Here is a 14,015-nt window from a genome sequence, read left to right on the forward strand (position 1 = left end):
TTGATATAAATGTACCGCATTTCTCCTTAATATAACACTATTATTATATTTAAGGTGAGGCGAACAAGAATGACAACTTCTGCAAAATCCAAAATTTCAGGCATCATACTCGTTCTGACGGGAGCCATCTGTTGAGGCATTGGGGGGACGGTATCTCAAAAACTGTTTCAACTGGATGGCATCGAGGTCAATTGGTATGTCACTGTACGATTGTTGATTGCTGGGTTACTATTACTGGTTATTCAATCGTTTACTAATGGACGATTTCAGATTTTTGCTGTGTGGAGAAATAAAAAAACGGCTGGACAGCTGATCATTTTCGGATTGGTGGGCATGCTTGCCGTCCAGTATACGTACATGGCATCCATTAAACACGGCAATTCAGCGGTGGCTACACTCCTGCAGTACCTGTCCCCTGTCATGATCATGATTTACCTCGCACTCCGTAAGCAGTCTGTCCTCACACGTAATGACCTTGCATGCGCCGTTCTGGCTCTCAGTGGGTGTTTTTTCCTGCTGACGAATGGCTCGCTTACGCAATTATCTGTCTCCTCGCTCGCAGTGATATGGGGGCTGTTATCTGGGGTTTCAGCTGCATTTTATACGCTGTATGCCGTGCAACTGATTAAAAAGTTCGATTCACTTGTTGTCGTCGGCTGGGCTATGATCATCGGTGGTTTGGGGATGAGTTTTATTCACCCGCCCTGGAAAATGAATTTTGCTAGTATCACGCTTGAAACCTACGGTTATTTGATATTTACGATCCTTTTTGGAACCATGATTGCTTTTTGGTTTTATATTGCGAGTCTCAAAAGTCTTACACCCAAGGAAACTAGCTTGCTCGGTAGCGCAGAGCCCCTTGCTGCTGTTGGAACAACCGTCATATGGCTCCATGAACCTTTTGGCTTCTATCAATGGATTGGTATGGCATGTATTCTTGGCATGATGCTGGTTATGCAGTCCAATTGTTCGGAATCTCCCCGTATTAACAACAAATAACCTCCCTCGCCATAATGCGCGATAGAAGGTTGTTAGTTGTCGTATATTGGTGTATATGCGCCAATATTGTTGGTGCAACCCATGAAATCACTGCGCGATCTGGTCGCGGATGGATTGCAGTATTTTTTTCTCCAGACGTGATACCTGCACCTGAGATATTCCCAATCTGCTGGCAACCTCGGACTGGGTTTGATCCCGGTAATACCTAAGATAAACGATTAACCGCTCCCGCTCACTGAGACCACCGATCGCTTCGTTCAGGGCCAGCTTGTCAAACCAACGTTCCTGAGACTCGTCGGCAATCTGATCCATTAACGTGATGGGATCACCATCATTCTCAAATACCGTCTCATGGATGGAGGTCGGTGGTTTGTTCGCTTCCTGGGCAAATACAACTTCCTCCGGGGTTACTCCCAGCTCTGCGGCAACTTCCTTAATCGTTGGTAAACGATCAAGATGTTTGGACAGTTCGTCCCTTTTTTTGCGGACTTTATTTGCCATCTCTTTCAGTGAACGACTGACCTTCAGGGTACCATCATCCCGCAGGAATCGCTGGATTTCTCCGATGATCATCGGTACCGCGTAGGTTGAGAACTTCACGTCATAACTGAGATCAAATTTGTCTACTGACTTGAGCAGACCGATACAACCAATCTGGAACAGATCTTCCGGATCATATCCCCTGTTCATAAAACGCTGTACGACGGACCAGACGAGTCTGATGTTGCAGTTCACCAGCGTATCCCGTGAAACATGGTCACCCGACTGACTGAGCGCAATCAGCCGTTTGACCTCGGCATCGTCCAAATAGGTCTGTGAAGATGGTTTCACTTCAGCATCCATAAGAACACCAACCCCTAATTATACAATGCTTTCTTGGATTCAATCCTTTTTTTCATCTTGATGGAGGTGCCTCTGCCGGGCTCACTGCTGACTTCGAATTCATCCATAAAGTTTTCCATAATGGTGAAGCCCATGCCCGACCGCTCAAGTTCGGGTTTGGACGTATATAGCGGCTGCTTGGCCAGTTCAAGATCTTCGATTCCTTCACCGCGGTCTTCCACGATGATAGTGATCATGTCTTCCCGAATCTCCGCCTGGATGGACACCACACCCTCGAAGTTGTTGTTGTATCCGTGGATGATACTGTTGGTCACGGCTTCCGAAATGACCGTCTTCAGGTCACTGAGCTCGTCCATCGTTGGATCAAGCTGGGAGATAAATGCAGCAACGGTTACCCGTGCAAACGACTCATTCTCTGACTTGGCCGCGAATTGCAGATTCATGAAATTTGTCCCTGTTCCTTCATTCATGAGACGACCTCCAGACCTGAGAGAGCAGTTCCCTCATTTTCGTATATCGGCATAATCTTAAACAGCCCCGACATTTCCAGCAAACGGTACACTGGCGAATTGACGTCACAGACCACCATCTTGCCACCTTTATTCTTAATGAGCTTGTATCTTCCCAAAATGACACCCAGACCTGAACTGTCCATAAATTGCAGATCTTTCAGGCTGAGTACGAGATGCTCGCTTTGTCTCCGCTGGATGGCTTCATCCATTTGCATCCGTACCATGTCAGCTGTATGGTGATCCAGCTCCCCGGATAATCGTACAATCAGAATCCCGCGATGGTGTTCCATTTCCACATGCAAGTTCACGTTTGCTCACTCTCCTCCCTGTCTTAGAACAAGGATTTCTACGCTTCCGAAGGCTTTTCCTGCCCCCCGACAAAACTAGAAGAAAACCCCTATTTAACTACAAAATATGTTCGAAGGATACGTGCAACTCGCAGAAATCGCCGTTTAGTCAAACAGGTTGGACGTTGTCCGCTTGAACAGCTTCCACCAGCCAGCCTTATTCACATCCTGCGGAGCCTGAATGTCGAACTCCTTAATGACGTCGTTGCCCTGGTAAACCACCAGTTTACCTATACTTTGCCCGGCCTTGATCGGAGCTTTCAATTCTTTGGCGACCAGCAATTCATGCCGAATGTCATTGGATTTGGCTCCTTTACGCATCAGCACACTATAATTTTGCGTGGCATTCAGAGGCAATTCGGCAACTTCACCTTTTTCGATCTTCAGACTTCCCAGCAGATCCCCTGCCTTGTAGAGCGCCTTCATCGTATATTGACTAAACGCATAGTCAAACATCGAAGACACTTCACTGTTCCGTGTTTTGGTATTTGGTTCACCGAGTACCACGGAAACGACACGCAGTCCATCTTTGGACGCTGTTGCGGACAAGCAGAATTTCGCTTCGGATGTGTAACCTGTTTTCAAACCATCTGCCCCTTCATAAAAACGAACCAGCTTGTTTGTATTCACCAGCCAGAATGGCTTTTCCGTATCTTTGCGAAGGTAATCCTGATATGCACCGGTGTACTTCGTAATCCCGGAATGCTTCAACAGTTCACGGCTCATGACGGCAATGTCATGGGCGGAAGAATAATGATTATCGACCGGCAGGCCGTTACAGTTGGCAAAATGAGTATCCTTCATGCCAAGCTCCTTCGCACGCTCATTCATCAGCTGTACAAAGGCTTCTTCCGAGCCAGCGATCTTCTCAGCCATCGCTACCGAGGCATCATTGCCCGAAGCCATCGCGATCCCTTTTAACATATCATCTACCGTCATTTCTTCCCCAGGCTCCAGGAAGATCTGCGAACCGCCCATGGAAGCTGCATACTCGCTTGTTCTTACTTTGTCCGTCAGCTTCAGCTTGCCTGAGTCGATCGCTTCGATCGTAAGTAGCATGGTCATAATCTTTGTAATGCTCGCTGGAGGCAGCTGATCATGACTGTTTTTCTCATAAATAACCGTTCCCGTATCTGCATCCATTAATATCGCAGAGCGCGCCGACGGGGCCAGATCAGTTCCTCCCGCTGCCTTCGGTGTTTCTTCAGCCAATGCTGTTGATGCCATAAGGGACAGCAGGATACAAAGGGTCATGAACGATGCCATTATTCTTTTCTTCACAAGGTTACCTCCTCAAATGACTTGCTTACTGCATGTTCCATGCATGTACTGCTAATCATTGTCGGCCCGTTTCCAGTAAATTATTCCATGTAAAGCATGATTTCCCGAACTTTTATTGAAAATGTGGTCATAGCCAAAAAAACGCACTGTACTCAAGGAATGAGTAACCGTACGTTCAACACAACAAAAAAAGGTTACCCCCCGATGATTTCTCATCCAAAGAGGTAACCTTATCTACTCAAATCTTGCTTACATTTGTGGAATAACTGCCACTACCAGCGCCAGGAACGACTCACGCACACGTTCCGTCGTCTCCATAACCTCATCATGTGACAGTGGCTGGTCCAGAATTCCGGCAGCCATGTTGCTGATACAGGAAATACCGAGTACTTCCAGGCCCGCGTGGCGTGCCACAATCACTTCAGATACAGTAGACATGCCCACTGCGTCTGCGCCCAGTGTACGCAGCATTCTGATCTCTGCCGGTGTCTCATAGTTCGGACCGAGCATACCTGCGTATACCCCTTCACGTACGTTAAAACCTTGTGATGCAGCCGTATCCTTCGCCAGCGCACGCAAACGGCGGCTATATGCTTCGGACAGATCGGGGAAACGCACGCCCAGTGCAGCGTCATTTGGTCCGATCAGTGGATTTTTGCCTGTGAGATTCAAGTGATCCGAGATCAGCATCAAGTCTCCAGCTTCATACGACGTATTCACGCCGCCTGCAGCATTGGTTACAAGGAGGCTGCTTACACCCAGTTCTTTCATAACCCGTACCGGGAAAGCTGTCAATTCCGGACCATATCCTTCGTACATGTGGAAACGGCCTTTCATCATCACGACTGGACGACCTTTAATGGTTCCGACCAATAGTTCACCTTCATGTCCTTCTACTGTGGACACTGGAAAATGCGGAATATCCTGATAAGCAATACTTACGCCATCTTCAATCAGTTCTGCCAGTACGCCAAGACCTGAACCCAAAATCAAACCGACTTCCGGCTTGATGGAGCTTTTGCTTTGAATATAAGATGCTGCTTCCGAAATCATTTGTTGGTTTAATGCTGTCATGCGATGTATGTTCCTCCTTGAGTTGAAACGATCCGTCTTATGTATAACGGCGTTTGGATGTATTCAATTTATTTTATCCTAAATCGGCCCAATGTTCCGCATTTATTTGTGAAGGCCATGCGTCAAAATCTATCTTGCCCTCGGATGATGGGTTTCATAGATTTCTTTCATGGTTTTGCGACCATGATTGCCATATTGTTGTCCAGGCTGCTCCACATGACCCAACATGTCTTGAACCGCACGTGTATCCGCCCCATTGGCAATCAGGTGTGCTGCAAAGGAGTGACGCAGCGTATGCGGCGTAATTTCTTCCGAGATTCCTGCGTCCACCGCCGCTTTTTTGAGCAGCTTCCAGAAGCCCTGCCGGGTTAAACGTCTGCCAGATACATTCACGAATAGTGCCTGCTCGTCCGAATCGGTTTTGAGCAACTTGTTGCGGAATTCCTCCACATATACACTTGCCCAATGTGCAGCTGGTGCACCAATGGGAAGAATGCGTTCCTTGCCCGCCCCACCACATCGTATAAAGCGCATCCCTGGCTGTACATCCCGAATGTCAAGGGCAATCAGTTCCGAGACCCTAATGCCTGTAGCATATAACAGTTCAAGCATCGCTCGATCTCTCACACCCTGCGGTGAACGAGTATCAGGCGCTGTCAGCAGTTGTTCGATCTCTTGGATACTTAACACCTGTGGTGGCGTCTTGTCCGCCTTGGGAGCTTCCACATCAAACGTAGGGTCCTGTATAATATCACCCCGTCGCATCAAAAAATGAAAGTAGGAGCGCAGAGATACGATGCTGCGGGCAATGGTTGCATTGGCACGTCCTGCCTGTTTGAGCTGACCTGCAAACAGGACGACATGTGTACGTCTGACCTGGTCGGCTTCGCGTATGCCATATTCCTTATCTGCAAATTCAATGAACTTGTCCACGTCTCGGAGATACGATTCAAGCGTGCTGCTCGACATCCCTTTATCATCTTCCAAGTATAAGGCGTAGGCGTGTATCGTCTGTTTCATGTACAACGCTCCTCAACTGACAGATCTGCCGCTCTGGCAGACTGCTCCCGTATTTGCATCCCTGGCTGTTTGAAGCTACTCCCCGTACCAATAGAACAAACGGAGACGCTCTGCCATCGTAGGACGTCCTTCTCCATTACCCGGCCAATCCGTTTCCTGAAATACTTTGATTGCATTGCCAGTCGGCATCTGATACTGATCCACAGGTGAGATCCAGCCATTAAACAGATCCAGAACATGATAGAACAGATAAACTAATGCAGCAAAAAATATAATAAATCGAATAAAACGGAGCCCTCTCCGCACTGATATAATCATGGGCGCGTCCCCTCCTGATTCGAATCCGGTATTGTCCTTGAATCAGGGTATGTCCATAAACACAGGTTTATGCCATTCGGGGGAAACTCCAGATCATGTCCGGTGCCAAAAAAGCTCTCCCGTCAAAACCGCCGGTGAGAGCTTGAAGATATGCTATGTTATTCTTCATCTTTGGGTTTCTGTTCATTTTTAGCTTTGCAACGATAACAAATTCCATGAAAGTCCAGTCGGTGATCTACTACCGAAAAGTTGAATTCCCGCTCCAAACGCTCTTCAAGCGGTCCAAGCCAGTCTTCACGTATTTCATCCATACTTCCGCATTGAACACAGATTAAGTGATGATGGTGATGCTTGGATGTATCTCCGCGCAGATCATAACGCGCTACACCGTCGCCGAAGTTGATTTTCTCTACAACATGCAGCTCACTCAGCAGTTCGAGGGTACGGTACACGGTTGCCAGACCGATTTCGGGAGCCTTTTCTTTAACGAGCATGAATACATCTTCTGCGCTCAGATGATCTTCTTCATTCTCAAGAAGTACTCTTAAGGTGGCTTCCCGCTGGGGCGTTAATTTATATCCTTGGGACTGTAGTTGCTGCTTAATTTTATCAATCCGTGCTTCCATTTTCTCCCTCCCCCTAGGAAATCACTGCACACTGCAACTTAACCCACTCTTTTCATTATAGGGGGAGTGCGTAATTAAAGTCAACATTTTACACTATACGGTGCACGTTAGGCCGGTAGTAGCATTGGCGTGACCCAACGCATCATCGCAGGTGTAACCCATGTTTCAAAAGACGCCACACCGAGCAGCAGTGCAGCCATAACCAAAGTTAACACTATATATGAAGCAAAAGGCCTTTGTCGACCAGGTGTTCGCTGCATCAAAACACGATTGCGAATGATGTATAACGAGAACGTCATCGCCGCTACACTGCAGATCAGGAGGATCGGAATGACAAATAGATTATGCGGTGCCACGGACACCAGTGCAAACAGCAGCCCTTTCCAGGAATACTGTCCAACAAGGTACCCCACTGTGAATCCAATGAGCACACCTTTCAAAAAATCCAGAACCAGTATACCGGGTAGTCCAACAACGGATAAACCCAGAATAAAGATCAGACCCACCCATTTCAGATGGAGCATGGCAATGTCCCAATATGCCCCGGTCTCAGTCACTTTTGCACTGTGCTGCACGGTCATGAAGAAATTACCGAGATAACCCTCCAGATCCTGACGTTGCTCAAGAGACAATGCGTTGACCATGAGCGCGCCAAAAATGACGCCGACCAGAAACAAGACGGCTACGAATACGTATAACGAAGTCTGACCTTTAAATGTAAAGTAGGAAGAGCGCATACAGGTACGAGTCCCCTTTCCGGTATCATGCTGCAAGGATTCTCATTTACATCCTCATAGTCATTCTTATGAACCGGAATGCACCTGTATGACTTCTTGTCCAGATTGGACCTCTGTATAGCGAAAGCTATATGAGTTGAACTAAAGATTATTTACACCGGTCACTCCGAGGCTTTTTCCTGAACAGCAACCTTTCCGTACGTACCGCCACCTCCGGAGGACAGCTCCAGTTGTCCGTTCCGTGCACCGACAATCAGGCCTGCCAGCACAGGTCCAACAACCGCAGCAAGTTCTTCCTCACGCGTGCGATGAAGTACGTTCATTTCTGTACCAAAATGGTCCAGTAGTTGGCGAAGTTTGGCTTTGCCAAGTCCGGGGATGAACTCCAGTGGTACCTGATAATGATAGGCTGGTCTGTTTGCAGGAACATGAGGACTCTCTCGATCAGAGATCGCCAGGATGCGATCCAGCACCCCCTGCACCAGCTTCAGACTGCCACAGTGCGGACAGCGCTCTGCTGACATCGCTTGCTCATCCATAATGCTGCCACATGCTGCACAGTAAGTACGATGATATTTGCCCAGCCTTGGATTAAGTCCATAATTGGCCACAATTTTCCTGCCGGCTTCTCCTTGAAGTGCCATACGGAACTCATCAAAAGAAGGTGCAGCCACTTGCAGTTCATTATACTCCCGTCCAATCTTACCGAGAGAGTGGGCATCCGAATTGGTCAGGAACGGAACATGATCCAGCTCCCGAATATAACTTGCCATGGATGAGTCCGAGCTTAACCCCAGCTCTACCGCATCCACGAGACTAGTATCCAGCACATCGCCCATACGGGATGCCGTACTGCCATAGATGCCTTTATGCGGTGTAAACACATGTGCAGGAACAATAAGTCCACCACGGGCCTTAATCTCCGCCTGCATCTCAAGAGCGGGCACGTAGACCCGCTGAGAACTGAGATTCACATTTTTCATATAACGTTTCATCCAGTCCGTGAAGGACTTCATCGTTTTCAGATCACGGAAGTACGCCAGCATATGGAACTCACGCATTCCAGGCTCGCGCAGCTCAATCTCTGTACCCAACAGAATGGTCGTGTCCTGGTAGGCAATACCGCCGCCCTCAATTTCGGACATGGTACCACTCTCCAGCAATTGCTCAATATCCATCTGTACAACCGGAGAATGACAATCAATAACACCTAGCAAATGAATTCCTTTACGATCCGATGCTTCCCGGGCAATATTCTCAAATGTCAGATCACGACTGCCACTGATTTTAACAGCCTCACCCCGAGAGGTTCGTCCGATGTGGATATGCAGGTCTGTATAACAGGGCTCCCACATCGTGGACGTTTCCAGTTGATCTTGCATCCTTAGAACCGTCCTGTCGTTCTGTAAAGGTCCCACGCGTACACGGCCATCATCGTTTTGGCATCGCTAATCCGGTTCTCGTCCATAAGCGCATAAGCTTCCTCCAGAGTTATTTCGGCAACTTCAAGGAATTCATCTTCGTCCAGCGCCATGTCCCCTGCTTCCAACTCTTCAGCGATGTAAAGATGAATGATCTCATCTGCGAACCCCGGTGACGTGTAAAACGAACGCAAATGACGCAGCGACTTGGCTACATATCCCGTCTCTTCTCGCAATTCACGTGCTGCGGCAACTTCCGGCTCTTCTCCCGGGTCCAGTTTTCCCGCAGGAATCTCCACTTCGGTGCGTCCCATTGCCTGACGATACTGATCCACAACAAGCATGCGATCCCCATTCAGAGCGAGTACAGCTACCGCTCCAGGGTGCCGGATTATCTCACGTGTAGCTGTCTGGCCGTTCGGCAGTTTAACGGTATCGACTTGAAGTGAAATCACTTTGCCCTCGAAGATTGGCTTGGTGGATACGGTCACTTCATCCAGTTTTGGATTGGCAGGTTGCGCCGCGTGGATGGATTGGGCAGATTGATTTGGTTTCATTTGTTCTTCAACTCCATATCGTAGGATTATATATTCGGTTAATGTATATATCTCTGATTTTGGGCATATGGTGAGCGTATAGAACTCTCACAGCAAATATAAACGAATCAGGGGGACTTTCGATGAACAGTTATATGACGCCTCAATCCTTACACGTGGTAGGACAAGCCCGACAAGTACAGCTCATACTCAAACAATGGTTGCGCGAGTGGGGCCCTGATGCCAAGTTAATTGATCTGCTCGCTGGACGTAAATGAATGGGTCATCGATCCATTCATCCATTGATTCAATTTGATCCTAAATTAACGAGTCTTCTCACTTGAAATATAACATGAATTCGCAAAAAGTCCGAATCCGTACAAACCGGGTTCGGACTTTTGTTTAACAACATGTGAGGTAACATGTGCTCTATATTATTTCTTGTCAGCTGCCGTTTCCTGAATAATAGCTACGACTACCTGGGATAACTTCACAATGTCTTCAGCACGAATGCGTTCTTTGGTTGTATGAATATCCTCATACCCTACCGCCAAGTTCACTGTTGGAAGGTCGAATCCGTTAAAGATATTGGCATCACTGCCACCACCGGAAGCAAACGTACTTGTCTCCAGCCCAATACTGCGGATGGCACGCTGTGCAAGTTGTACAACTTCGTGTTCATCATGGAAACCAAACGCAGGGTAAAGGATCTCACTTCTGAATTCAGCTGTTGCACCGTATTTGCGACATGTCGTTTCCAACGCTTCACGCATCTGTGCAACCTGCAATTCAACTTTCTCCTGCACAATACTGCGAGCTTCCGCTTCAAGCTGTACAAAGTCACATACCACGTTGAGTGCTGATCCACCTTGGAATTTACCGATGTTCGCTGTTGTCTCATCATCAATTCTGCCCAGTGTCATCGCTGCAATCGCTTTGGCTGCAACTTGAATGGCGCTGATCCCGTCTTCCGGGTTCACACCCGCATGTGCGGACTTCCCATAGATGCTCATTTGAATTTCAGCTCTCGCTGGTGCAGCAACACAGATCGTGCCTACAGCTCCATTAGAATCCAGCGCATAACCGAACTCGGCATCGATATCCTTCGGATTCATTGCACGTGCGCCCACCAGGCCAGACTCTTCGCCGACCGTAATGACAAATTGAATTTTACCATGTGGAATCTTGTTTTCCTGGATCACACGAATCGCTTCGAACAATGCCGCAATCCCTGCTTTGTCATCTGCTCCCAGGATCGTTGTTCCATCACTGCGAATCCAGCCATCTTCACCCAGTTCAGGTTTGATTCCCTGTCCCGGCGTCACGGTGTCCATATGACATGTGAAAAAAATCGGTGCAACCCCTTCAGTTCCTTCGGCTTCCCAGGTAATGACGAGGTTTCCGGCGCCATGTCCGGTTTGCTCCATGGTATCATCCTCATAGACATGAAGCCCAAGATCTGTAAACTGCTCTTTTAACACCTTCGAGATGTTCTGTTCATTTTTCGTTTCACTATCAATCTGCACCAGTTCCATGAACTGATCGATAACACGTTGTTGTTTAATCATAGGACTTTCCTCCCTCTCGTGGATACGGTACAATACAATTACTATGGTTTGTTTACTTTATGAGGTTGTTCAAAAAGTCCGCTTTTGATTACGAAGGATGCCTCGCGGCATCATCAGCATCGAATATGGAATTCAGCCGAAATAAGCGGGAGGCTTACGAAGTATGTTTCCTTTGGAAACATTGTGGTTGCTCAAGTAGTTTTCCCTACGCTCCGCTACTCCATTTCTAGCTTCATCCCATCTTCTTGGTACTGAAAACCAGTCTTTTTGAACACACACTTTATGTTGAAAGGAGTTCTCTCATCATGCAAAAAAAGAAATGGTTCAAAATCATCATCTATCTCATGCTGATCGCCATGATCGGGTCCACCCTTTTCATAGCTCTCGAACCGTTGCTGTTCGGATAGCAACCTAAAGCCTTTCGACGATCTGTTTACAGACGTTGAAGGGCTTCTTTTTCGGTGACCCAATTAATCTCATATGGAAAAATACGATTAAAGTACGGAACAATCTCCTGCGCTACCTGCTCCACTGCATAGGATTTACCCGTTATATCCTCGAGTGAGGTAACGCCATACTGCTCAATCCCACAAGGAACAATCCCCTGAAAACCTGCATGTTGAATGCCTGAGCTGATGTTAAAAGCAAACCCGTGACTGGTCACAAAACCGCGGCGGTGTTTGCAACGATTAAACTTGATGCCAATTGCAGCAATCTTCATATCGCCAATCCACACACCCGTGTAACCCTCTTTGCGTCCTGCTTCGATGCCCTGGTCTGCGAGATAATCCATAAGTACCTGCTCAAGTTTCCGTAAATAGCCGTGCAGATCCAGGTCTTCATCCCGACCAAGAATCAATAACGGGTAACCTACCAACTGGCCCGGGCCATGATAAGTAATATCACCGCCGCGGTCAATTTGAAACAAAGAAATCCCTTGCTCACGCAACTCTTCCGGACTGAGAAGAAGATGCTCCGGATGATTTTGTGAGCCGATCGTATACGTAGGCGGGTGTTGTAAAAGCAGCATCTGCTCCGCTCCCTCGCCCTCGTCCAATCGCTGCACAATCGCTTTCTGGCGGTTCCAAGCCTCTTCATAATCAAGCATTGGTATGTATGCAACATCCAGCGGCTTGCTCATGATTCCCCACACCCTTCTGCTTCAGGTTCAGTGTACAATGGAGCACCTGTCCGTAGACAGCAGGAAAAGTGCACGGCCTCCGGCACATACACTTTCCCGACAACTATTTACTTAATACACCTTGGTCTCCATGGTATATCCTTCAAGGTTTTCTTTGACACGTTGCAAGAACCGTCCGCTGATTACACCATCCAGAATTCGGTGATCCAGCGACAGACACAGGTTAGCCATCGAGCGAACAGCGATCATATCATTAATAACCACTGGTTTCTTGACAATCGACTCGAATGTAAGAATCGCTGCCTGCGGATAGTTAATGATTGGCTGGGACAGGATCGAACCAAATGAACCTGTGTTGTTCACCGTGAACGTACCCCCTTGCATATGGTCCAGCTTCAACGTACCTTCACGTGTTTTGCGAGCCAGTTCATCCACTTCACGGGCCAGACCTGCAATATTTCGCTGATCGGCATGTTTGATTACGGGTGTAAGAACGGAATCTTCGGTTCCTACCGCCATGGACAGGTTAATGTCCCGTTTGACGATAATTTTGTCCACTGCCCATACCGAGTTCATGATTGGGTAGTCTTTAATCGCGTTAACGACTCCCTTCATCATGAAGGACAGATATGTCAGATTGATGCCTTCCTTACGCTTGAACTCATCCTTGAGTTTATTGCGCAGCATCACAAGATTTGTTACGTCCACTTCGATCATTGTCCATGCATGCGGGATTTCCGATACGCTTTGACGCATATTCCGGGCAATGGCATTACGCACAGGGGTAACATCGATGAAATACTCTGATCTTCCCTGGCCGCCACCTTCCACTTCGATCTGCGGAATTTTCGGGCTTTCGGTTAGATGAATGCCTGAATGTCTCACAGGAACACCTGCATCGGACGCTGAGATCGCTTCTCCAGCGGTTAAACCCATTTCTCCATTTCCACGATTCACTCCGCTGAATGGAGAAGCAGAAGGCGCATGCTGTGCTGCAGGAGATGATGCTGGTGCAGACGATCCAGCCGCGTTACCTCCCTGTGCAACAAATGTCAGCACATCTTTGCGGGTAATACGACCACCGGCACCGGTGCCTTGGATGCTTTGCAAGTTCAAGCCATGCTCTGCTGCCAAGGATTGCACTGCCGGGGAATACCGATTACGCATCGGCTGGTTGGGATCATGTCCTGCTGTATTTGACGCGGCAAGAGGAGTGGGGCTCGCATGTTGCTGCACTTGCTCCTGTTGCTGCGATACTTGTGTTACTTGCTCAGCCGCTTCTTCGTCAGAAGCTGCGACCTGCATGCGGCAGATTGCTTCACCAACAGCAATCGTTGTGCCCTCTTCCACCAAAAGGTCACCCATAATTCCATCCACAGTGGATGGAATCTCGGCATTAACTTTATCAGTGATTACTTCACAGATCGGCTCGTACTGTTCCACACGGTCGCCCGGTTTTTTCAACCATTTGCCTATGGTAGCCGAGACCAGCGATTCCGCCAATTGCGGCATAATGACCTCGATCCATTTCATACGTTCAGCCATTTGATTATCACTCCAAACTTTACTTTTAAACGATCCAAAAAACGAAA

The 14,015-nt window shown here is 47.9% G+C and carries 16 protein-coding genes and 1 pseudogene; 3 read left to right on the forward strand and 14 right to left on the reverse strand.

Annotation, left to right across the window (positions count from 1 at the left end):
• The first annotated feature begins 69 nt into the window (after positions 1 to 69).
• Positions 70 to 999: pseudogene (locus BS614_RS22865) on the forward strand (EamA family transporter).
• Positions 1,000 to 1,086: 87 nt separating this feature from the next.
• Here BS614_RS22865 and sigF read toward each other — a convergent pair.
• The 11 genes from sigF to BS614_RS22920 all read right to left on the reverse strand — a co-directional run bounded on the left by sigF (position 1,087) and on the right by BS614_RS22920 (position 9,735).
• The gene (gene sigF, locus BS614_RS22870) at positions 1,087 to 1,842 is read right to left on the reverse strand and encodes an RNA polymerase sporulation sigma factor SigF (RefSeq protein ID WP_036607856.1); all 756 of its coding nucleotides are present in this window, start codon (positions 1,840 to 1,842) and stop codon (positions 1,087 to 1,089) included.
• Between the two features lie 14 nt (positions 1,843 to 1,856).
• The gene (gene spoIIAB / locus BS614_RS22875) at positions 1,857 to 2,312 is read right to left on the reverse strand and encodes an anti-sigma F factor (protein ID WP_074095677.1); all 456 of its coding nucleotides are present in this window, start codon (positions 2,310 to 2,312) and stop codon (positions 1,857 to 1,859) included.
• Positions 2,309 to 2,662, reverse strand: coding sequence for an anti-sigma F factor antagonist (spoIIAA, locus tag BS614_RS22880; protein WP_017687636.1), 354 nt, complete (start codon positions 2,660 to 2,662; stop codon positions 2,309 to 2,311). The genes spoIIAB and spoIIAA overlap by 4 nt, the downstream gene beginning before the upstream one ends.
• A gap of 144 nt (positions 2,663 to 2,806) precedes the next feature.
• On the reverse strand, positions 2,807 to 3,928 hold the full coding sequence (locus tag BS614_RS22885; RefSeq protein WP_235193874.1) for a D-alanyl-D-alanine carboxypeptidase family protein: 1,122 nt from the start codon (positions 3,926 to 3,928) through the stop codon (positions 2,807 to 2,809).
• Positions 3,929 to 4,231: 303 nt separating this feature from the next.
• Positions 4,232 to 5,056: a purine-nucleoside phosphorylase gene (locus tag BS614_RS22890; RefSeq protein WP_036607861.1), complete on the reverse strand. Its 825-nt coding sequence runs from the start codon at positions 5,054 to 5,056 to the stop codon at positions 4,232 to 4,234.
• Between the two features lie 129 nt (positions 5,057 to 5,185).
• Positions 5,186 to 6,076, reverse strand: coding sequence for a tyrosine recombinase (locus BS614_RS22895; protein WP_036607863.1), 891 nt, complete (start codon positions 6,074 to 6,076; stop codon positions 5,186 to 5,188).
• 75 nt (positions 6,077 to 6,151) lie between these two features.
• A complete protein-coding gene (locus tag BS614_RS22900) occupies positions 6,152 to 6,394 on the reverse strand; it encodes a DUF4227 family protein (protein ID WP_017687632.1) in 243 nt (80 codons plus the stop codon).
• Between the two features lie 158 nt (positions 6,395 to 6,552).
• Complete coding sequence (fur, locus tag BS614_RS22905) at positions 6,553 to 7,020, reverse strand: ferric iron uptake transcriptional regulator (protein WP_036607866.1); 468 nt, start codon at positions 7,018 to 7,020, stop codon at positions 6,553 to 6,555.
• 107 nt (positions 7,021 to 7,127) lie between these two features.
• Positions 7,128 to 7,757 carry a stage II sporulation protein M gene (gene spoIIM, locus BS614_RS22910; RefSeq protein ID WP_074095678.1) on the reverse strand — a complete coding sequence of 210 codons (630 nt, stop codon included), beginning with the start codon at positions 7,755 to 7,757 and terminating at the stop codon, positions 7,128 to 7,130.
• A gap of 161 nt (positions 7,758 to 7,918) precedes the next feature.
• Positions 7,919 to 9,139, reverse strand: a complete 1,221-nt coding sequence (locus tag BS614_RS22915) for an endonuclease Q family protein (RefSeq protein WP_074095679.1) — start codon at positions 9,137 to 9,139, stop codon at positions 7,919 to 7,921.
• A 2-nt stretch (positions 9,140 to 9,141) separates the two neighbouring features.
• Positions 9,142 to 9,735, reverse strand: a complete 594-nt coding sequence (locus BS614_RS22920; protein ID WP_051447058.1) for an NUDIX domain-containing protein — start codon at positions 9,733 to 9,735, stop codon at positions 9,142 to 9,144.
• Between the two features lie 122 nt (positions 9,736 to 9,857).
• On the opposite strand from BS614_RS22920, the gene BS614_RS31605 reads away from it, so the two are divergent.
• The gene (locus tag BS614_RS31605) at positions 9,858 to 9,992 is read left to right on the forward strand and encodes a Z-ring formation inhibitor MciZ (protein WP_100527202.1); all 135 of its coding nucleotides are present in this window, start codon (positions 9,858 to 9,860) and stop codon (positions 9,990 to 9,992) included.
• 156 nt (positions 9,993 to 10,148) lie between these two features.
• Here BS614_RS31605 and BS614_RS22925 read toward each other — a convergent pair whose 3' ends face one another.
• A complete protein-coding gene (locus BS614_RS22925; RefSeq protein WP_074095680.1) occupies positions 10,149 to 11,282 on the reverse strand; it encodes a M20/M25/M40 family metallo-hydrolase in 1,134 nt (377 codons plus the stop codon).
• A gap of 305 nt (positions 11,283 to 11,587) precedes the next feature.
• Here BS614_RS22925 and prli42 point away from each other — a divergent pair, with 305 nt between their 5' ends.
• Entirely contained in the window at positions 11,588 to 11,689 is a 102-nt protein-coding gene (gene prli42, locus BS614_RS31610) for a stressosome-associated protein Prli42 (protein ID WP_017687624.1), read from the forward strand.
• A 26-nt stretch (positions 11,690 to 11,715) separates the two neighbouring features.
• Here the strand turns inward: prli42 and lipB are convergent, their stop codons facing one another.
• Both lipB and BS614_RS22935 read right to left on the reverse strand, forming a co-directional pair.
• Positions 11,716 to 12,423: a lipoyl(octanoyl) transferase LipB gene (lipB, locus tag BS614_RS22930; RefSeq protein ID WP_074095681.1), complete on the reverse strand. Its 708-nt coding sequence runs from the start codon at positions 12,421 to 12,423 to the stop codon at positions 11,716 to 11,718.
• Positions 12,424 to 12,534: 111 nt separating this feature from the next.
• On the reverse strand, positions 12,535 to 13,968 hold the full coding sequence (locus BS614_RS22935; protein WP_074095682.1) for a dihydrolipoamide acetyltransferase family protein: 1,434 nt from the start codon (positions 13,966 to 13,968) through the stop codon (positions 12,535 to 12,537).
• Positions 13,969 to 14,015 lie beyond the last annotated feature (47 nt).

It is taken from the genome of Paenibacillus xylanexedens (assembly GCF_001908275.1).
GTDB lineage: Bacteria > Bacillota > Bacilli > Paenibacillales > Paenibacillaceae > Paenibacillus > Paenibacillus xylanexedens_A.